The organism is Rhizobium aouanii, assembly GCF_037002925.1.
In the GTDB taxonomy this organism is placed as follows: Bacteria; Pseudomonadota; Alphaproteobacteria; order Rhizobiales; family Rhizobiaceae; genus Rhizobium; species Rhizobium aouanii.
This window is the reverse complement of record NZ_JBAMYD010000007.1, coordinates 80,567-100,657: the sequence shown is the minus strand read 5'-3', so window position 1 is coordinate 100,657 and position 20,091 is coordinate 80,567. Positions and strand designations below refer to the sequence as shown.

The window sequence follows — 20,091 nt, the reverse complement described above, 5'->3', positions numbered from 1 at the left end:
GCGGCACTACCTTGAACAAGGCCGGATTTCCGAAGTGGGAGATCCGGCCTTTTCCATTGGTAACGGGATATAATCATTTTTCTTGCTAATTTACGTGCCGTTCGCCGCATTTTGTGGCATTCCGCTGAATTGAGGCAAGCATGAATCACGCTGCTGGATTGACGACAATCCACCGAAGCCGGATTCGCTTGGAACGGTGCGCTGCTTTGAATGGCGCGCGGAAAGCACAGGAGTGCAGATGAAAAGACGCTATTTCGGTACCGACGGCATTCGCGGCCAATCCAACGTCTTCCCGATGACGCCGGATCTCGCCATGCGGGTCGGCATTGCCGCCGGTACGATCTTTCGCCGCGGCAATCACCGCCACCGCGTCGTCATCGGCAAGGATACGCGCCTTTCCGGCTATATGCTGGAGAACGCCATGGTCGCGGGCTTCACGGCTGCGGGCCTCGACGCCTTTATTCTCGGCCCGATCCCGACGCCAGCTGTTGCCATGCTGACACGCTCGCTGCGTGCCGACCTCGGCGTGATGATCTCGGCTTCGCACAATCCTTACGAGGATAACGGCATCAAGCTCTTCGGCCCTGACGGCTACAAGCTGTCCGACGACATCGAGGCCGAGATCGAGGATCTGCTCGAAAAGGACCTGAATGCGCAACTTGCCAAATCCGACGATATTGGCCGCGCCAAGCGCGTCGACGGCGTGCATGACCGCTATATCGAACATGCCAAGCGCACGCTGCCGCGCGACGTAACACTGCAAGGCCTGAGGATCGCGATCGATTGCGCCAATGGCGCCGCCTACAAGGTGGCACCGGCCGTGCTCTGGGAACTCGGCGCCGAGGTCGTCACCATTGGTAACGAGCCGAACGGCACCAACATCAATCTGAATTGCGGCTCCACCAGCCCCGTCGCCCTACAGAAGAAGGTCGACGAGGTGCGCGCTGATATCGGTATCGCCCTCGATGGCGATGCGGACCGCGTCATCATCGTCGACGAGAACGGCTCGATCGTCGATGGCGACCAGCTGATGGCCGTCATCGCCGAGAGCTGGGCCGAGAGCCAGCAGCTGCGCGGCAATGGTATCGTTGCGACCGTCATGTCCAATCTCGGCCTCGAGCGTTTCCTCGATGACAAGGGTCTCGGCCTTGCCCGGACGAAGGTCGGCGACCGTTACGTCGTCGAGCATATGCGCCAGCATAATTACAATATCGGCGGCGAGCAGTCCGGCCACATCGTGCTTTCGGATTACGGCACGACCGGCGACGGTCTCGTCGCGGCGCTGCAGATCCTGGCCGCGGTCAAACGTACCGGAAGGACTGTCAGCGAGGTATGCCGCCGCTTCGAGCCGGTGCCGCAGCTCCTGCGCAATGTCCGCATCAGCGGCGGCAAGCCGCTGGAGGATATCCAGGTGCAGAAGGCGATCGCCGATGCCGAAGCCGAGCTTGCCAGGAACGGCCGCCTCGTCATCCGCCCTTCGGGCACCGAGCCGCTGATCCGCGTCATGGCCGAGGGTGACGACCGCGCCCAGATCGAACGCATCGTCAACGAGCTGATCGGTACGATCTCGAACGTCCGAACGGCCGCCTGATTTTTCGAGACGAAATGTCAACAGCCGGTACGCAAGTGCCGGCTTTTCGTTATTGGTGCCTTCGGTTCGAAGATCCACTCCGGATCGACTTCCCGGCGGAACCGTTTCCGCCCTTCCGAAGACAACATGTCAGTGACTTGCCAGCTTGGCTTCCGAGAGGGGCAAGCCTCGGCAGCCGCAGCATGTCGGGCAGCAGTGAGCGCTGAGACGGCATCCACGGAAATTTGCCGATGCCTTGGTGACAACGCTGTCAACCTCCACGCGCGGATGCTACACGGCGGCGTTTGCATTCAAAGGAAATATCATGAAAAAAGTGGTGCGCCTGCTGCTGACGATTACTGTCGCATTCGTCGTCTTTACCGGTTTCCGCTGGTACCGCTACATCACCAACACCGACAGCCCTTACGATGAAATCGGCATCACGCTCAACAATGCCATGCCGGGCCCGATCAATGCCTGGGGCTGTGCCAAGCTCAAAACGACCTTTGGCACCTCCTTGCCACCATACGGCTGCGCTGCCGAAAACGCGACCCAATGGAAGTAGCAGCAAGATTTGTCGATTGAGCAGCCGATGGATCTGACGGCGAAGGAACCGACCTGGCGATTTGACGGGGCGGGGTTCATGGCTTTGCAGTTGGCGGTCTTCGGTGAGTCCGGCAGCTGCCAGCCTGAACCTAACTCCCCGATATCGAGGAGCTTGCCGCCAATCTCTCTCTTAACGTTTCTTCCCATTTATAGTTAAGCAGCTTTTAACGTTTCCAATTCATTATCCATACGAAGCGTACCAGATTGGCGGCGATTGAGCCTGCCGACGCAACGAGATTTTGGAGTGGGATCCATGAAAAGAAGCTTGTCCGGCATCCTCGCCGCATTGTTGATCGCGACAAACGCCTATTCCGCGGACTTCGCCCCTGCCGAGCCTATCCCGGAGCAGCCGCCCGAGGTAACGGTCACCGAAGCGACCGGCTGGTACCTGCGCGGCGATGTCGGCTATGCCTTTACCGATCTGCGCGGCGCCCGCTATTTCCAGGGCAGCAACGCCACGGAAGTCGATTTCGACGACGCTGATCTCGATGACGCATGGACGATCGGCGGCGGTGTCGGTTATCAGATCAACAGCTATCTGCGCACCGATCTGACCTTCGACTATCTCACCCAGGCGGATTTCAAGGGCTCGACGGTTGGGCAGTGCGGCTTTCCGCTGGTGGATTGCACCTCAAGCGACCGCTCTTCGCTGACAGCCTATACGCTGCTCGCCAACGCCTATGTCGATCTCGGCACCTACGGCTACGTCACGCCTTATGTCGGCGCCGGTATCGGTGGTTCCTACGTGAAGTGGAAGAACCTGCGCAACGTTGCCTGTGCCGATGACGGCAGCTTCTGCGACGACCAGGTCACCCATGGCGGCAAGGGCAACTGGCGCTTCACTTACGCCCTCATGGCCGGCGCTTCGATCGACGTGACCTGCAATATCAAGGCCGATGTCGGCTACCGTTATCTGCATATCGATGGCGGCAACATGTTCGGCTATGCCGACAATGGCGGCCCGGGCCGCGACAAGGGTCTCACCGCTCACGAAGCCCGCGTCGGCGCTCGCTATCTCTTCGGCGGCTGCGCCCAGGCGAGCTACGAACCGCCGCCGGAAATCCCGCTGCAGCAGCCGATCTACAAGTAAGCCCGATCGCCTTACACCAGAAGCCGCCCCCAACCGGGCGGCTTTTCGTATTGCGGCCCTACCGCCCTGCGTCAAAATATGTTCCGCCCGCGACACTTCGATCTTGACTATGACGCGCCGGATCCATACACACGGCGGCGGGACACCCTTCCCCAACGAAGGGCTTTCTATCTGAGAGGATAGCATCATGGCGAAGACCGCAAAGCCGGACATCCGTCCGCACAATACCCATTTTTCTTCTGGCCCCTGCTCGAAGCGCCCCGGTTGGTCGCTCGAAGCCCTTTCCGACGCGGCCCTTGGCCGTTCGCACCGCGCGAAGGTCGGCAAGGCCAAGCTCAAGCAGGCCATCGACCTTACCCGTGAAATTCTCGAAGTGCCGGCGGATTACCGCATCGGCATCGTTCCGGCGTCCGATACCGGCGCCGTCGAAATGGCGCTTTGGTCGCTGCTCGGCGAACGCGGTGTCGATATGCTCGCCTGGGAAAGCTTCGGCGCCGGCTGGGTCACCGATGTCGTCAAGCAGCTGAAGCTCAAGGATGTGCGCAAGCTGGAAGCCGATTACGGCGAGCTTCCCGATCTCTCCGCCGTCGATTTCGACCGCGACGTCGTCTTCACCTGGAACGGCACCACCTCGGGCGTGCGCGTGCCGAACGCCGATTTCATCCCTGATAACCGCAAGGGCCTGACGATCTGCGACGCCACCTCGGCCGCTTTCGCGCAGACACTCGATTTCGCCAAGCTCGACGTCGTCACCTTCTCCTGGCAGAAGGTTCTGGGCGGCGAGGGCGCCCACGGTGTCATCATTCTTTCGCCGCGCGCCGTCGAGCGTCTGGTCACCTACACGCCGGCCTGGCCGCTGCCGAAGATCTTCCGCATGACCTCGGGCGGCAAGCTGACGGAGGGCATCTTTCAGGGCGAGACGATCAACACCCCGTCGATGCTCTGCGTCGAGGACTATATCGATGCGCTTGTCTGGGCCAAGGGCCTCGGCGGCCTCAAGGGGCTGATCGCGCGTGCCGACGCCAATGCCAAGGTCATCCACGATTTCGTCGCGGCAAACGATTGGATCGCCAATCTCGCCGTTAAGGCGGAAACGGCCTCTAACACTTCCGTCTGCCTGAAGATCGTCGACAAGGACATCGCAGCGCTTGATGACGACGGCCAGGCGAATTTCGCCAAGGGTCTGGTCGGCCTCCTGGAAAAGGAAGGTGTCGCCTATGACGTCGGCCACTACCGCGACGCGCCGTCGGGCCTGCGCATCTGGGCCGGCGCCACGATCGAGGCATCCGACATGCAGAAGCTGATGCCGTGGCTTTCCTGGGCCTTCGAAACACAGAAGGCGCAGTTCGCTCAGGCCGCCGCCTGAGGTGATCGCATCCGGCTCCGCCACAGGGCGGAGCCTATTCCTGATTCATTCACCGCTGAACACTTTTGAAGGAGGCCCTCATGGCACCTCGCGTTCTCGTATCCGACGAATTGTCGGAAACCGCCGTCCAGATTTTTCGCGACCGCGGCGTCGAAGTCGATTTCGAACCGCAACTCGGCAAGGACAAAGACCGTCTGCTCGAAGTCATCGGCAAGTATGATGGCCTGGCCATCCGCTCCGCCACCAAGGTGACGGAAAAGATCCTCGAGGGGGCGACGAACCTCAAGGTCGTCGGCCGTGCCGGCATCGGTGTCGACAATGTCGATATCCCGGCCGCTTCGCGCCGCGGCATCATCGTCATGAACACGCCCTTCGGCAACTCGATCACGACGGCCGAACACGCGATCGCACTGATGTTCGCCGTCGCCCGCCAGCTTCCGGCAGCCGATACCTCGACGCAGGCCGGCAAGTGGGAGAAGTCGAAGTTCATGGGCGTCGAGATCACCGGCAAGACGCTCGGCGTCATCGGTGCCGGCAATATCGGCTCGATCGTCTGCGCCCGGGCCATCGGCCTCAAAATGCACGTCGTCGCCTACGATCCGTTCCTTTCCAAGGAGCGTGCCGAAGAGATGGGCGTCACCAAGGTCGAGCTGGAAGAGCTTTTCGCCCGCGCCGACTTCATTACGCTGCATGTGCCGATGACCGACAAGACGCGCGGCATCCTCAACAAGGAAGCGCTGGCGAAGACCAAGCCCGGCGTGCGCATCATCAACTGCGCCCGCGGCGGCCTGGTCGATGAGGCCGCGCTTGCCGAGGCGATCAAGTCGGGCCATGTCGCCGGTGCCGCCTTCGACGTGTTCGAGGTCGAACCCGCCAAGGAAAGCCCGCTCTTCGGCCTGCCGAACGTCGTCTGCACGCCGCATCTCGGTGCCTCGACGACCGAGGCTCAGGAAAACGTCGCTTTGCAGGTCGCCGAACAGATGGCGGATTACCTTGTCAACGGTGCGGTCTCCAACGCCATCAACATGCCGTCGATCACGGCTGAGGAAGCGCCGATCCTGAAGCCCTTCATCCGTCTCGCCGACGTTCTCGGCGCCTTCGTCGGCCAGGTCACCGAAGAGCCGATCAAGGAAATTGAAATCCTCTATGACGGCATCACTGCCAACATGAATACGCGGGCGCTGACGAGTGCTGTGCTCGCCGGCCTCATCCGCCCGCAGGTCGCCGACGTCAACATGGTTTCGGCGCCGATCATGATCAAGGAAAAGGGCATCGTGCTCTCCGAGGTCAAGCGCGACAAAACCGGCGTCTTCGACGGCTATATCAAGCTGACGGTGACGACGGAAAGCATGACGCGCTCGGTCGCCGGCACGGTGTTTTCGGACGGTAAGCCGCGCTTCATCCAGATCAAGGGCATCAACCTCGATGCCGATGTCGGCTCGCACATGATCTACATCACCAATACCGACGTCCCTGGTATGATCGGCTTCATCGGCACGACGCTTGGTGCTGCCGGCGTCAACATCGCCAACTTCCAGCTCGGCCGTGACAAGCAGGGCGGCGACGCCATCGCACTGCTCTATGTCGACGGCAAGGTTGATGACGCCGTGCTTGCCGAGCTGACGGCCCACCAGGCGATCCGCCAGGCAAAGCCGCTGACCTTCAATATCGACTGAGTTTTTCTTCCCAAGGAAATGAAAAACCCGGCGCTGGAAACGGCGCCGGTTTTTTGCTGTTTCAGAAACAGATAAATTAATGGTGCCGGCGTTTCCGGCGGACGAGCCTGCCGAAACGGGCGACATCGTCTTCAGCCTTGGTGCGGTGAAGGAAGGCGAGCCTGCTGCCGTCGAGGCCCTGGAAGAATTCGTCCCAGGAAATCTCTTCCTGCGTTTCAGAGGAAAAATCGACGCGGACGGTTTCGCTATCGCTTGCGTCCTTGATGCGGGCGGGATGGCCGCCGCGCTCCTCGATCCAATGTCTGATCCTGCTGTAATCCGTCGTCGTGCCGAACCTGCCCATAAAACCCTCCTCAGCAACTGGCTTGCGACTTCGATGCCCAGGAATGCACGATCGAGAAAATTGTTCCATGGCGCCTCAATTATTTAATCGAGGCCCGAGATCGCGATGGCAGATCGCCGCTTTTGCACATTCTGAAGGCGGAAGCCTAAAGTTTAGCCCTGATTATGATTCTGATTTTATTTAACTTTTCCCGGTATAGAGCTGAGATCGGCATCAACCGCACGCGAATTTCCATGGCCCTCTTGCAGAAGACCGAGCAGACCGAAGCGTTAAACGACGACTTCCGGTCGTTGTTTACAACGCATCCATCGCCGATGTGGGTCTATGATCCTGTGTCGCTGCATTTTCTCATCGTCAACGAGGCGGCGACAGCACTTTACGGCTACGGCGCGGACGAGTATCGGCGCATGACGGTTCTGGATATCCGCCCCGAGCATGAACGGGAGCGGATGATCGACGCCGTCAGCGGCCGTACCGACATGGAGAAGGCGGAACGCTGGGTTCACCTCAAGGCGAACGGCGAGACCTTCGACGTGCTGACCTATGGTCGCGAAGTGCGTTTCGAGGGGCAGCCTGCGATCCTGGCGATTGTGCAGGATCGCAGCGAGATCAATGCCGCCAGACGCCAGGTCGGCGATACGCGCTCGCTGCTCGACAGCATCGTCGACAACCTGCCGGTCGGCGTCTTTGTCAAGGACATGGAAGCGGACGGGCTTTACGTCCTTTTCAACGAGGCCTGCGGCGACATCGTCGGCATGAAGGCGCAGGATGTGGTCGGCCGAACCGACCGGGCGCTGTTTCCCGCCAGCCAGACGGACGCCTTCCGCGAGCAGGATCGCCGTGCTTTCGAAGCCAATGCGACAATCAGCTTTGAGGAGACCATGCAGCGCGCCGATGGCGTGCCGCGCATCCTGCGCACCGTCAAGCGCGCTCTGCCGACGCCGGAGGGCCATGCGCCGCGCTATCTGCTCGGCATCTCGCAGGACGTGACGGAAGAGCGCGCCGTCGAGGCGAAGCTTGCCCATCTCGCCATGCATGATTCGCTCACCGGCCTGCCGAACCGGGCGGCATTTTCCAACCATATCAACCAGTGGGCGGTCGAAGCGACCGCCGACAGCCCGATCGCGCTGCTCTACATCGACGTCGATCATTTCAAGCATATCAACGACAGCAAGGGACATGCCGCCGGTGACGCGCTGCTTTGCCAGGTGTCGGAGCGGCTGCTTCAGCTGGCGGAAGAGGGCGATCTCGTTGCCCGTCTCGGCGGCGACGAATTCGCCGTCGTGCTGGAGCTCGACGAGCCGGAACGGGCCAGGCGTTTTGCGCAGCAACTGCTCAAGGCGCTGAGCCATGCCTTCGATCTCGACGGCGCCCGGGAGCATGTCACCTGCAGTATAGGCATCGCCTTGGCGCCCGATCATGCCGGCGACGCGGATGTGTTAATGCGGCATGCGGATCTGGCGCTCTATGCCGCCAAGGAGAGCGGACGCTCGACCTATCGTTTCTACGAGACGGAGATGCGGCTTGCCGCCCAACATCGGCACGTGATGACCGCAGAGCTGTGGGAAGCGCTTGAGAAGCGCCAGTTCGAGCTGCATTACCAGCCGATCGTGCAGCTCGACAATGACGGCATCGGCGGCTTCGAGGCGCTGATCCGCTGGCGCCACCCCAAGCGCGGGCTGGTGGCGCCGATGGAATTCATTCCGCTCGCCGAGGAAACCGGCCTCATCGTGCCGATCGGCGACTGGGTGATCCGGGAAGCTTGCCGCACGGCTGCCGGCTGGCCCGCCCATCTGAGGATCGCCGTCAATCTCTCCGTCAGCCAGTTTCGGCATGCGAGCCTGCTTTCGACCGTGGTCGCGGCGCTCGACGAGACGGGCCTTGATGCCGACCGGCTTGAAATCGAGATCACCGAGTCCGTATTCCTGACCGATGCCGATCAAAGCCTGCCGCGGCTGCGCGCATTGAAGGCGCTTGGCGTGCGTATCGCCATCGACGATTTCGGTACCGGCTATTCGTCGCTGAGCTATCTCAGGTCCTTCCCCTTCGACAAGATCAAGCTCGACCGCAGCTTCGTTTCGGGCATCGAGACGGATGCCGGTAATCTCGCTATCGTGCGCGCCGTCGTCGGCATCGGCTCCGGCTTCAACGCGACGACGCTGGCCGAAGGGATCGAGACGGAGGAGCAATTGCAGAGGCTGCGCGCCGAAGGCTTCAGTGAGGTGCAGGGCTATCTGCTCGGCCGGCCGATGCCGCAGCATGAGGCGGAGGCGTTGATCCACGGGCGCGCGCTGAAGGCCGCTTCGTCTCTGAGATAGGCGTGCTTGCGAGACAGCTGGGATTAGCCGCCCGGCGCATGCCCCCTGGCGCTATCAAGCATTCGTCATTTTGAGAAAGGTGGCAGACGCGGCATAATTGTCGTGGGCTGGAAAGGAGGATGTGTATGAAACGCTATTCATTCTCGATGATCGGACTGGCGCTCGTAACCGCCATCATCGCCAATCCGGGCATCGCATTCGCCTGTAATAAGCTGATCGGCACCTGAGCCGCACCCCTGCTTTTCATGAGGCGCAGCTTCGGCTGCGCCTTTCTTGTGTGAAGCCATTTTTTCGACTCGTCACTTTCCGATGTTGCATTGCACTCTAACTGCACCTGCATGACGGAATTTCTGGACGACATTCGCGCCGGGGGCATCTGGCTCCCCGACTGGCTTGCAAGCGCCGTCATCTTCGCGGCGGTCATCTCAGTGGGGCTCTTTGCGCATCGCATTCTCTTTCGCTTGCTGACGCGCTTCGTCGAGAGCAAGGATCTCTTCTGGCGCTCCCTCGTCTCCCGGTTAAAACGGGTGGTGAGACTTGCGATGCTGGCAGCCGCCCTTTCCTTCGGTGCGACGGTCTCGCCGCTGACGGAATATCAGTCGGCGACCGTGCGCCACTTCCTGCTGATCTTCTTCATCATCCTGGTCGCCTGGATGGCAAAGACCGCCAAGCATATCTGGATGACGGTCTATCTGCGCCAGTTCAAGCTCGACGCCGAGGACAACCTTCTGGCGCGCAAGCATGTGACGCAGACACGCATCATGGAGCGTGTCATCAACCTGCTGATCGTCGTCATCGCGATTTCAGCCTGCATGATGACCTTCGATGCGGTCCGGCAATATGGCGTCAGCCTGCTCGCATCTGCAGGCGTTGCCGGTATCGTCGTCGGCCTTGCGCTTCAGCCGGTGCTGAAGAACCTGTTTGCCGGCATCCAGCTTGCCATCACCCAGCCGATCCGGATCGACGATGCGTTGCTGGTGGAAGGCGAGTGGGGGCGAGTGGAGGAGATCACGTCGACCTATGTCGTCCTGCAATTGTGGGACTGGCGGCGTCTTATCTTGCCGCTGAGCTATTTCATCGAGAATCCGTTTCAAAACTGGACGCGCGAAAGTTCAGCGCTGATCGGCACGGTGATGATCTATCTGGACTACAGCGTGCCTGTCGATGTGGTGCGTGGAAAGGTCGAGGAGATCGCGAAGGCTTCGACGCTGTGGGACCGCCGCGTCGTGAATGTCGCCGTCACGGATTTTCGTGAGACGGTCATGGAGATCCGCGTCCTCGTATCGGCAGCGAATTCCAACCGCACCTTTGACCTTCGCTGCGAGGTACGGGAGAGACTGATCGATTTCATCCGCCGCGAATATCCCGAAGCACTTCCGCGCATGCGGGCAGTGATGAGCGAGCCGCCGGCGCGAGATCGCCGTCAAGCGGCGGAATAGGATCTATCTCGCAGGCGCCTTCGCATCACCTTCCATCGGCGTCATGGCCTATGACGCCGCCAAGTTCGGCCGAAAGCCGGCACTTGCGCGCGGGCGCAATAGTTTCTATATCCGTCGCCCATGAAAGCTGGCGGCCGATCCCGCCGGAAATGCAGGAAATCCGCCACATTCCGAAGTCAGAACGGCGGATCGAAACAACACAGAATTTGGCAGCACCGTTGAACACACTGGATTTTGACAAGAAGCCGGAAGAGACCCGTGTCGTCGTCGCCATGTCGGGCGGCGTCGATTCATCCGTCGTCGCCGGCCTTCTCAAACAGCAGGGTTACGATGTGCTCGGCATCACGCTGCAGCTTTACGATCATGGCGCCGCCGTTCACCGCGCCGGCTCCTGCTGCGCCGGCCAGGACATCGACGATGCGCGCCGCGTCTGCGAAACGCTCGGCATCCCGCATTACGTGCTCGATTACGAAAAGCGCTTTCGCGAGACGGTGATCAATCCTTTCGCCGAAAGCTATGTGGCGGGCGAAACGCCGATCCCTTGCGTTTCCTGCAACCAGACCGTCAAATTCGCCGATCTGCTGGCGACCGCCAAGGAGCTTGGCGCCGATGCGCTGGCGACAGGCCATTATATCCGCTCGGGACGGAATCCTTCGCCTGAGAATCCCGGCCGCCGCGCGCTTTTCCGCCCGGCCGATGCCGACCGCGACCAGAGCTATTTCCTCTTTGCCACGACGCAGGAACAGATCGACTATCTCCGCTTTCCCCTGGGCGGCCTGCCGAAGGCGGAGACCCGCAGGCTCGCCGAAGAAATGGGCCTCGTTGTCGCCAAGAAGGCCGACAGTCAGGACATCTGCTTCGTGCCGCAGGGCAAATATTCCGACGTCATCACCAAGCTGAAGCCGAATGCTGCGCTCGCCGGCGAGATCGTCCATCTCGACGGCCGCGTGCTCGGCACCCATGAAGGCATCCTGCACTTCACGATCGGCCAGCGCCGCGGCATCGGCATCGCCACCGGCGAGCCGCTCTACGTCGTCTTTCTCGACGCCCGTTCGCGCCGCGTCATCGTCGGGCCAAAAGAGGCGCTGGAAACGCACCGCGTCTACCTGCGTGACGTCAACTGGCTGGGCGACGAGACACTCCAGGAAGCCGCCTCCGGCAAAGGCTTCGCCTGTTACGCCAAGGTCCGCTCGACACGGGCGCCAGCGCCCGCCGAGCTGCATGTCGATGCAACCGGCATCTATGTCGACCTGACGGTCGGCGAGGCGGGCATCGCCCCCGGCCAGGCCTGCGCGCTTTATTCGGCGCCCGGCGACAACGCCCGCGTCTTCGGTGGCGGTTTCATCGAACGCTCCGAGCGCGAACCTGCGGCCGAAGCCTGCCTGAAGGCCCTTTTGGCCAGCCCCGTCGCCGCCTGAAACCCATAGGTAACGACGGCCGGCAAAGCCCACCGTTTTTCTCGATCATGCGCTTGACACAAAGCCGAAGCGCACCTTATAAGCCGCTCATCCCACGAACCGGCATCGCTTCGCGAGCGGGTATCGTTGACCAGTGGCGGAGTAGCTCAGTAGGTCAGAGCAGAGGAATCATAATCCTTGTGTCGGGGGTTCAAATCCCTCCTCCGCTACCACTACAACAGCCGACAATTCCGGTCCGGCTATTCCTGACAGCAAACCCTTGATTTCATATTCGTATGCTTCGCCAGGAGCGCGGGGATAAACGACAACCCCCGAAACGACCTCGCGGAAGGCTTTTGCCATCTCCGGCGTCGGCTCAGCCTGTCGATCCTTCAGGATCTCAGCCAGGCTTTCGATATCTTCCCTGAACTTGATGAATGCTTTCGGCTTGATCTCGATAACGTTCGTCGGCGGTTCATCGGCCGCCAGCTCCGCCTTCAGGCGTGCCCTTTCCGCTTTCAACCCGGGAAGGATCGCCAGGACATCATCGTCCTCAATCGTCCCTTTCGAGACCTGCTCGATTACCCTCGTGATCTGCCCCTGTACGTCCGCCAGTGCCGCTTCCTTCGCACCGCGGCTGCTGCGCCGCTCCATGGCGATGCGCTTGCTCTCGGTTCTGTATTCAGAGACGTAAGCATCGATGATCGATGTGTCGGCGAACATCGTCCGCAGCCGATCAATGACATCGCGCTCTATCTTTTCGACATAGTAGCGGGCGTTGTTCGAACAGCTTCCAGATTCCTTGTGGGTGCTGCAGACCACGCGCGGCCCGCTTCGATCGGCGCTGGAGATGACGAGACTGCCCCCGCATTCACTGCATTTTAAAATTCCGGATAGCAGGCGCGTGTTCTTCTGAACATGCTTGGCATGTGCGCCGCCTCGCGAATCCTTTCGATCCTTGACCGCCGCGAATAGCTCCTCGTCGATGATGCGGAGGTGTGGTGCATCGGTGGTCTCAACAGCGCCATCGGCGTTCACGCGTGAAATGCGGCGGCCGGTCGAGGGGTCTTTCACCATGTGGACGCGGTTCCAGACGATCTTGCCGGCATATAGCGGGTTCCGAAGAATGCCGTTCCCGCGCTGCCCGTTCCCGTTGATGGTCGATGCGTTCCATTGCTTTCCGCGCGGCGCCGGAATGCCGGCTGCGTTCAAAGTGGCGGCGATTGAGCGCGGGGAACTGCCGGAGGCATACATGTCGAAGATCCTGCGAATGGCTTCGGCCTCTTCCGCAACAATCTCCAACTCACCCTTCTGCCCGATAAGGGGCCGATATCCGTAAGCCTTGCCGCCCGGGTTGCGGCCGGAGCGCACCACGCCCGTCATCCCGCGCTTTACCTTCCTGGCGCCTTCCTCGCGCTGCATCTGCCCAACGATACCGTACATGCCGATCTGGACGGTATCCATGAGGCCGCCGTTGACGCATTGCATCTCGATGTTGCGGAACTTCAAAACCTTGTGGACGTGCGCCAGGTCGGCGATATCGCGCGACACACGGTCGGTGGATTCGGTGATGAGAGTATCGAATTCGCCGCGCTCTGCGGCAGTCATCAGATCTGCAAGTCCGGGCCGGCCGAACATCGACGCGCCTGATTTTGCCCGGTCTGAAAATTCCTTGCCGACGGTGGCGCCCAACCGCGCCGCGAAGTCGCGGCACAGGCTGAATTGATCCTCGACCGACTTGTCGTTTTGCAAGTCGGTCGAGTAGCGAGCGTAGATCACCGCGCGTTTCATTGCTTTGTGGCCTGCTTTTCCTCTGAGAGGTTCTCATTAGCGGGCTTTGGTGGGACTGCGTCAAGCCGCGCCCGCCTCCTGGCGAGCGCCTTGACCAGTTCGATGAGGGGGCTTTCTGCCGCCATCGGCTAGTTCCCCCCGCTATCCACAGGCTCCGGCTCTTCGCCGAGCAGCGACCGGAGGAAGACCCGCAAGGCGTGTTCGCTGCCGATCGTGCAGTTGGCGATGCTGTCGAAGACGTTTTCGTCGCGCAATGCGATCTCTGCTTTCGCTCGGATGTCGTCGAGTGAACGGCAAGGCTCTTTCAGCATTGCCGTCTCAGCGTCTTCCTTTGCTTGCCATAGTTCGTCGTGGTCGCTGCGAGCATTCTGCGTCAACTCGTTGCTAAACTTCGTGTCGGCATCGCGCCAAGCCTGGATGGCCTCTGTGATCGAAGGACTTGGCTGGACGCTTGAAGTCGTGCTGCCCGCGACTATGCGAGCAACGGTCATCGCATAGTCGTTGACCGCAGACATAAATCCGAGAACCAGACCCTTCGGTACCTGCTTCTGAATCATATCAACCGTGATGCAGCCAAGTAGGGTCGCATTCCCATTGGTGGGGTGCTTGCCTATGTATTTTAGAAATTCTTCAGCGACATGGCGGCCGGTTTCGTAGTCCTGCGTGTAATTGCCCGGTTCGGAATACGGGCCGGCTGCCGTCACGTTCCAATGATCTACGCCGCCCTCCGGTTTGGGTTTCAGCCGCATGAAAGAAAGGTCGATCGCATGGTGAGGAGACTTAAGCATCGGCCTGCTCCTTGCGGATGTCCGGGACGTAGGCACCGGGAATATCGAAATGACGGGTGGCACGCGCAATCCACGAAACGTGGGTGCGGGTGATGCGATGCAGGGCCGCAACGCGATCAAGCTCGACGTTCCGGCTGCCGTCGGCCTTGACGTACTCCATATTGCGGAGGACGTCGTAGATCGCATCCAGGATATGTTCGAGGTCGAGCAGTTCATAGACGAGTTCGTCCGGTTCGAGGGTTTCGGTCGGCTTCATCGAATCGTCTCCCCTTCACCGGCGGCGTAAAACGCATCTCGGATTCGTTGCGTCCGGAAGGAGACGTCATTCCAGGCAAAGCTCAGAGTTTCGAGCTGGTGTTTGGTCAGCATGATCATCAGCGCTTCGTTGCCCCTGGTTTCCATGGGGACCAGTTGATCGTCGAGAAGGTCGGCAAGGATGTCGGCCATATAGTTGACGCAGCAAATCTCGTGCTCGAGGTTTCTGAAGGCGCCGATGATCTCGGCGTCAGTCGGCGGTACTTTCGGCATAGCTTCGCCAGCGGCCGTTTTCGTGTTCGGCATGATGGTATCCCCAGTGATGTTTGGGAGATCGGCGCGAAATTGCGCCGGTCGCTGGTTAGTTGCAGTTCCGGAAGTTGCGGACGGCAGTCTTGAGGCGCCGGCGCGCGTTAGCCTCGTTCTTCTTGGCGTAGACGAGGTTCTGATAGGCGGCGTTTGTGTCGCTCATCATCGTTTTCCACTCGTCGCTATCACGCTCAACCCGGGCGAGCCCGTGCGTTGACTTCCAGTCGGCGTAAGCCTCGCGGAGCAGCTGCTTCTTCGTGCCGGCGTTCATCTCATAGGCGTCGAGTTCGATCGCGCTGTTCGCCACGGCCACCATCAGGTGGATTTTGCGGGCGGTAAGAGCGATTGAAGACGTCGCACTTTTTGTGCTATGACTTCCCATGTCCAAATCTCCTAAGGTGTGGACGTTGATTTCCGCTTGCAGGCGGCAGTCTTTTGGATTCGGCGATCAGCGAGGTTGCAGCCTCGTTAGGTCGCCGTTTCATTTTCCAGCCAGAAACCTGTTTCCTCGTCAGTCCTAACCATCCGCTCCCTGATGCAGCGCACAACTTCGCTGTTCATGGAACTGCCGTATTTTTCCGACTGACGTGCCAGAAACTCTTTTACGTCCTGCGGAAGCCGGCAGAGAAGTTTAGCTTCTTCTTTCACGTAACCCCTCCGTTAAGGTTAATATCGCTTCGATATCATTCGGTGTCAATTCCTTATATCGTTCCGATATCATTTATTTTATATCGCTTCGATATTAAAGGATTGAACATGGCGCAGACACCGAAAACCCCGAATGATGAGCTAGACAAGTTCCTGTTACGCATGCCTGACGGCTTGCGGAAGAGAATCAAGCGCGAGGCTGAGAAAAACAATCGATCAATGAACTCGGAGATTGTTGCCACGCTGGAAGAAGCGTATCCAGCCAGGGCTTTCGACCTTGCGCAGTTCATGGAGGAGTGGATGTTTCCAATCATCCAAGCACCGGTGTCAGATCGCTTGTCTCTGATAGAGAAAGCAAACGAGTATTTGCGGTCAGAGCGTAGCGAAATGACAGTGTCTACCGAGCAGAAGCCAAACGGGAAGATGGATGTCATCCTTACTATGGGTGGAGCGCGGCTACTCGTTGGTGAATCCGCCGCTGAGTTGATTGTTCTGTGATCGGAACTGACGCGCTCTATGTCACGGGGAGAGTGTCTATAACGCCGCTGCCCCGTCGGCTTGTGCTTTATGATTTCTACTTGGTCCATGACGGATTGCTCCGATCGATTAAGTCGGCCCAAGGTAATGGGCTATAGACCATAATGTCAATGGGCTATAGCCGCATTTCTGCAATTCGGCGCCTTACTTGCCGGAAGATTTTGGAATGGTTGCGAAAATTTCGCCTATCCATTCAAGACGGACACCCTCGATTGGTGCCGCATTCCAAGAAAACAGATTAACGGTGTCTGGGCCGCCTCTCATGATGGTCTTCAGAAACCTCCGGCCGTCTGAGGTCCGCACAGCCGCATCCTCCCCGTAGAAGCTCGCCAAGGGTTTGCGCTGGTGGCGATACACGATGATTGCCGTGCCATCTCGATAGACCGGAAGCATTGAACTTCCACGAACCTCAAGAGCGATCATCTCGTCTGGAAGCGCAAAGGGAACCTCGATCTGGTCGAGACCTTCCGGGGGCACCTGCTCAAAGTCCGGCATCACTTCGGCGCCGGCGCCGATCAGCCCCATGACCGGGATGATTGACTTCAGTTCGTCCGTCTCGCCTATCAGATAAGAGACCGGCTTGCCGACGACCTTTGCCAGGTTGATGAAATTCTCGATGGTCGGTTCCTTGTCGCGCTTCAGCAAATCGCGAACATAGGTGTCGCTTTTCCCCGCCATTCTCGACGCGGTCAGCATGTTGAGGCCCTTCTCTTCGAGGGCTTTAGCCAGTCGCTCTTTCCAAATCTGTGTCATTTGCGGTTTATAGCCCAAACAGAGCCTTGCCGTCATCTGGTTTATAGCCTAATGGTAAATGGGCTATAGACCAGAATGGAGCGGCATATGGGCAGAGATGAATTGCTGAAACTGATCAGCGAGTACCAAGCGCGCGTCCCGATCGCGGATACCACCATCGGCTTGCGAGCGCTGAACGACCCACACTTCGTACTCCGTCTGCGCGATGGCAGGCGATGCTGGCCTGAGACGGCCGCAAAGGTCCAGGCCTTCCTGGAGGAATACGAAGCCGAGGCGAATAGGCTGAATGTACTCTGTACCGAAGACGGCACGTGGATCGCACACGATCGGCGCAGCGGGCTCGCTCATAGTGGTCGAACTGCGAAGCTGGCAGAGGTGAGTCTTCGAAAGCTGCTGGACCAATCTCCAGAGCGGGCGCCAGCTTGATGGCGACGACCGAAGAGCAAATCGCTGCCTGGGAAGCTTACCGGCTGGCGAAGATCAGAGCCGATAGCTCCCATAGCTTCCAGGACGCGCGCGCCGCGGCTTTGGCTTGGCGCGCGTTCGTTGACGTTTTCACAAACGATCCGGCGCCCTCGCCAGTCGACCTTGATCGGAAGGTGGTGATCTTTCCAGCTCACAAGGCCCGCAGCTCAGGAGGATCACGCCACAATGAACGAAGATCTTGACGTGCAACGGCTGCCATATATGCCGCTGCAGATCGAGCGCCTTCGCAAGTCGAAGGCATGGCTGCGCTGCAAGCGAAATCCAGAAATCGCGTTTTACATGGTGAACCTCTGGATGCGCGCCTGGCACGAGATTCCGGCCGGCAGCATCGAGGACGACGACGACGTCTTGGCCGATGCCGCCATGTGCGCGCCGGACAGATGGGAAGAGCTGAAAGATGACATCCTCAAGGGCTGGGATCGACGCGACGGACGAGTTTGGCACAGCACTGTCATAGAGATTGCGACAGAAGCTGTCGGCAAACTTCGCATGAACAAATCGCGCACTGCGGCAGCTCGCGAGGCGCGCGAACTTCAACGTCAGTCTTCTGTGACAGACACTGTGACAGAGAATGTCACTGACTCTGTAACAGAGCACGAAGGGAAGGGAAGGGAAGAGAATGGAATAGAAGATAAAACAACATCTGACGATGTTGTTGCCGTCGCCCCTTCGATTTCTCAGGATTTTGCCTTCGAAGCTCAGTCGATCAGGTTGACTGCAGCAAATCTGGAGCAGTGGCGGAAGGCATTCCCGCATGTCGCGCTTGAGGCGGAGCTTTGGGCGCTGGACGAATGGGCTGGCACCAAGGGCAACAAGTGGTTCACTGCCGTCAGTGGGGCTTTGGCGAAAAAAGAACGAGCGGCAGTCGATCGCGTCAGTACTGCCGCAGCGGTTCGCGATCGAGGAGGCGGCCAACGGCGGGCTGATCCACGAATATGAAAACCGTAGATCAGATCCTTCGCGAAAACGGCATCCAGCTTAGGCGCATCTCTGCCGGCAACCAGAAAACAACCTGCCCGAAATGCTCGTCGAACCGGCGTAACAAGCGTGAGCCCTGTCTCTCCGTCCGGATCGATGCTGAAGGCGTCCAGTTCAACTGTCACCATTGCGGCTTCCATGGAGGCGATTTCTTTGACCAACATTCTCGGCCCGGCGGGCGCACTGGCATTCCAAAACCGGCAGATCGACCCTCAGGTCGCCGTTCTTTCCGGAGCCTATACGGGTAAGGCCATCATGGGCGCCGACGGTAGCACTACCGTCGAACCGGATGCTGCCGGCAACATCGTCGTCTTTCCGTTCATCGACGGCGGCCGGCCGGTCGGTGAGAAATACCGGGCGCCAGGGAAGAAGTTCTGGCAGCGTAAGGGCGGCCGGAAAACATTCTGGAACGCGGACTGCATGGATGATCCGGCGCTTGAGGAAGGGCACAAGGCGCTGATCATCACCGAGGGTGAGATCGACGGACTGACGGCGATCGACTGCGGATTCCACACGACGGTCAGCGTCCCGGACGGCGCGCCGCCGGTCAGAGACGGCGAAGATCCGGACCAGCTCGATGAAGCTGTTCCCGACGACGACAGCCGCGGGAAATTCGAGTTCGTCTACAACAACCGTCATCGGATCAAGCGCATCAAGCGGTTCATTCTGGCGGTCGACAACGATCCTCCTGGGCGCAGATTGGCCGCGGAGCTGGTGCGACGCCTCGGCGCGGCTCGATGCTCGTTCGTGACCTATCCCGAGGGCTGCAAAGACCTGAACGACGTGAAGATGATGCTTGGACCGGACGCGGTGGTCCGCGTCATCACGGAAGCCAAGCCATACCCCGTCAAGGGCATCTATCTGCTCTCGGATTACCCGGAGCTCGACGAGCCGGTGACCTATTCGACAGGATGGCCGGACCTTGACGATTACCTGCGCGTCTGGCTGGGCGAGCTGATGGTGGTCACCGGTATTCCGGGCCACGGCAAATCCACCTGGACCATGAACCTCTGCGTCAACCTAGCCCGCAAACACGGCTGGCGCGTCGGCGTTGCATCGTTCGAAATCCCGACAGTTCCGGCGCTGCGCTTCAAGCTCCGTCTGGCAGCGTCGGGGCTCGGCACCAAGCAATGGACCCGCGACGACGTGGCGGAGGCGGACGTGTTCATCCAGCAGCACTTCGTCTTCATCGATGCCGATCCGACTGGAGAGGCTGATGACGACATGACGCTGGAATGGCTGCTCGATCGCGCCGCGGACGCCGTCATGCGGCATTCGATCCGGGTGCTGGTCATCGATCCATGGAACGAGGTTGAGCATTACCGGCCGAAGGGTGAAAGCGAGACGCAATACATAAACCGGGCGCTGCGCCAGATCCGTAAGTTTGCGCTTAGGTACGGGGTGCTGGCGATCGTCGTCGCACATCCGACCAAGGAACTCGGCAAGGGCGGCGAATCCAGGACTCCGACCCTGTACGACATCGAGGGTTCGGCAGCCTGGTACAACAAACCCGACCACGGCGTCGTGATCGACGTTCCAGATCCCGATCAGCACGAGACTGTCGTATGGATCAAGAAGGCTCGCTTTTCATGGTCAGGCCGCAAGGGCGATGTGACCCTCGAGTACGTTCCCGAGATTGAGGGCTACCGATCCCTGAACGGTTTCGCACCGGTGTGGAAAGCCGGGGAGGCCGATCAGCGTCAGCAATATCGCCAGAGATCCACAGGTGACTTTTGACCAG

General features: G+C 59.8%; 19 protein-coding genes and 1 tRNA gene. 12 read left to right on the top strand and 8 right to left on the bottom strand.

All coding sequences use genetic code 11. The features are described from left to right. The first annotated feature begins 238 nt into the window (after positions 1-238). The 5 genes from glmM to serA all read left to right on the top strand — a co-directional run bounded on the left by glmM (position 239) and on the right by serA (position 6,308). Complete coding sequence (gene glmM / locus V8P77_RS14120) at positions 239-1,591, top strand: phosphoglucosamine mutase (protein ID WP_335913037.1); 1,353 nt, start codon at positions 239-241, stop codon at positions 1,589-1,591. Between the two features lie 304 nt (positions 1,592-1,895). Continuing rightward, positions 1,896-2,135, top strand: a complete 240-nt coding sequence (locus tag V8P77_RS14115) for a hypothetical protein (RefSeq protein WP_335913036.1) — start codon at positions 1,896-1,898, stop codon at positions 2,133-2,135. 294 nt (positions 2,136-2,429) lie between these two features. Further along, complete coding sequence (locus tag V8P77_RS14110; protein WP_335913035.1) at positions 2,430-3,266, top strand: outer membrane protein; 837 nt, start codon at positions 2,430-2,432, stop codon at positions 3,264-3,266. 187 nt (positions 3,267-3,453) lie between these two features. Next, positions 3,454-4,632 (top strand): phosphoserine transaminase, encoded by a 1,179-nt coding sequence (locus V8P77_RS14105; protein ID WP_335913034.1) that lies wholly within the window; start codon positions 3,454-3,456, stop codon positions 4,630-4,632. A gap of 80 nt (positions 4,633-4,712) precedes the next feature. After that, complete coding sequence (gene serA / locus V8P77_RS14100; RefSeq protein ID WP_335913033.1) at positions 4,713-6,308, top strand: phosphoglycerate dehydrogenase; 1,596 nt, start codon at positions 4,713-4,715, stop codon at positions 6,306-6,308. Positions 6,309-6,384: 76 nt separating this feature from the next. Here serA and V8P77_RS14095 read toward each other — a convergent pair whose 3' ends face one another. After that, positions 6,385-6,651 (bottom strand): hypothetical protein, encoded by a 267-nt coding sequence (locus tag V8P77_RS14095; RefSeq protein ID WP_017961973.1) that lies wholly within the window; start codon positions 6,649-6,651, stop codon positions 6,385-6,387. 164 nt (positions 6,652-6,815) lie between these two features. On the opposite strand from V8P77_RS14095, the gene V8P77_RS14090 reads away from it, so the two are divergent. The 4 genes from V8P77_RS14090 (at position 6,816) to V8P77_RS14075 (ending at position 12,038) form a co-directional block, all read left to right on the top strand. Continuing rightward, the gene (locus V8P77_RS14090; RefSeq protein WP_335913032.1) at positions 6,816-8,969 is read left to right on the top strand and encodes a putative bifunctional diguanylate cyclase/phosphodiesterase; all 2,154 of its coding nucleotides are present in this window, start codon (positions 6,816-6,818) and stop codon (positions 8,967-8,969) included. A gap of 338 nt (positions 8,970-9,307) precedes the next feature. Next, entirely contained in the window at positions 9,308-10,408 is a 1,101-nt protein-coding gene (locus V8P77_RS14085; protein ID WP_335913031.1) for a mechanosensitive ion channel family protein, read from the top strand. Between the two features lie 218 nt (positions 10,409-10,626). Continuing rightward, on the top strand, positions 10,627-11,826 hold the full coding sequence (mnmA, locus tag V8P77_RS14080) for a tRNA 2-thiouridine(34) synthase MnmA (RefSeq protein ID WP_335913030.1): 1,200 nt from the start codon (positions 10,627-10,629) through the stop codon (positions 11,824-11,826). Between the two features lie 135 nt (positions 11,827-11,961). Further along, a tRNA-Met gene (locus tag V8P77_RS14075) sits at positions 11,962-12,038 on the top strand. Here the strand turns inward: V8P77_RS14075 and V8P77_RS14070 are convergent. The 6 genes from V8P77_RS14070 to V8P77_RS14045 form a co-directional block, all read right to left on the bottom strand. Continuing rightward, positions 11,995-13,596 (bottom strand): recombinase family protein, encoded by a 1,602-nt coding sequence (locus V8P77_RS14070; RefSeq protein ID WP_335913174.1) that lies wholly within the window; start codon positions 13,594-13,596, stop codon positions 11,995-11,997. The genes V8P77_RS14075 and V8P77_RS14070 overlap by 44 nt on opposite strands. Before the next feature lie 128 nt (positions 13,597-13,724). Continuing rightward, positions 13,725-14,384, bottom strand: a complete 660-nt coding sequence (locus V8P77_RS14065; protein ID WP_335913029.1) for a hypothetical protein — start codon at positions 14,382-14,384, stop codon at positions 13,725-13,727. Next, entirely contained in the window at positions 14,377-14,640 is a 264-nt protein-coding gene (locus tag V8P77_RS14060) for a hypothetical protein (RefSeq protein WP_335913028.1), read from the bottom strand. Before V8P77_RS14060 ends, V8P77_RS14065 begins: the two co-directional genes overlap by 8 nt. Beyond that, positions 14,637-14,945, bottom strand: coding sequence for a hypothetical protein (locus V8P77_RS14055; RefSeq protein WP_335913027.1), 309 nt, complete (start codon positions 14,943-14,945; stop codon positions 14,637-14,639). Before V8P77_RS14055 ends, V8P77_RS14060 begins: the two co-directional genes overlap by 4 nt. Positions 14,946-15,000: 55 nt before the next feature. After that, positions 15,001-15,330, bottom strand: a complete 330-nt coding sequence (locus tag V8P77_RS14050) for a hypothetical protein (RefSeq protein ID WP_335913026.1) — start codon at positions 15,328-15,330, stop codon at positions 15,001-15,003. An 86-nt stretch (positions 15,331-15,416) separates the two neighbouring features. Next, on the bottom strand, positions 15,417-15,596 hold the full coding sequence (locus V8P77_RS14045; RefSeq protein WP_335913025.1) for an Arc family DNA-binding protein: 180 nt from the start codon (positions 15,594-15,596) through the stop codon (positions 15,417-15,419). 108 nt (positions 15,597-15,704) lie between these two features. On the opposite strand from V8P77_RS14045, the gene V8P77_RS14040 reads away from it, so the two are divergent. Beyond that, positions 15,705-16,094 (top strand): Arc family DNA-binding protein, encoded by a 390-nt coding sequence (locus V8P77_RS14040; protein ID WP_335913024.1) that lies wholly within the window; start codon positions 15,705-15,707, stop codon positions 16,092-16,094. 183 nt (positions 16,095-16,277) lie between these two features. Here the strand turns inward: V8P77_RS14040 and V8P77_RS14035 are convergent, their stop codons facing one another. After that, positions 16,278-16,922, bottom strand: coding sequence for a S24 family peptidase (locus V8P77_RS14035; protein WP_335913023.1), 645 nt, complete (start codon positions 16,920-16,922; stop codon positions 16,278-16,280). Positions 16,923-17,537: 615 nt separating this feature from the next. On the opposite strand from V8P77_RS14035, the gene V8P77_RS14030 reads away from it, so the two are divergent. Together V8P77_RS14030 and V8P77_RS14025 are read left to right on the top strand one after the other, a co-directional pair. Continuing rightward, positions 17,538-18,311 carry a DUF1376 domain-containing protein gene (locus tag V8P77_RS14030; RefSeq protein WP_335913022.1) on the top strand — a complete coding sequence of 258 codons (774 nt, stop codon included), beginning with the start codon at positions 17,538-17,540 and terminating at the stop codon, positions 18,309-18,311. A 192-nt stretch (positions 18,312-18,503) separates the two neighbouring features. After that, a complete protein-coding gene (locus V8P77_RS14025) occupies positions 18,504-20,087 on the top strand; it encodes an AAA family ATPase (protein ID WP_335913021.1) in 1,584 nt (527 codons plus the stop codon). Positions 20,088-20,091 lie beyond the last annotated feature (4 nt).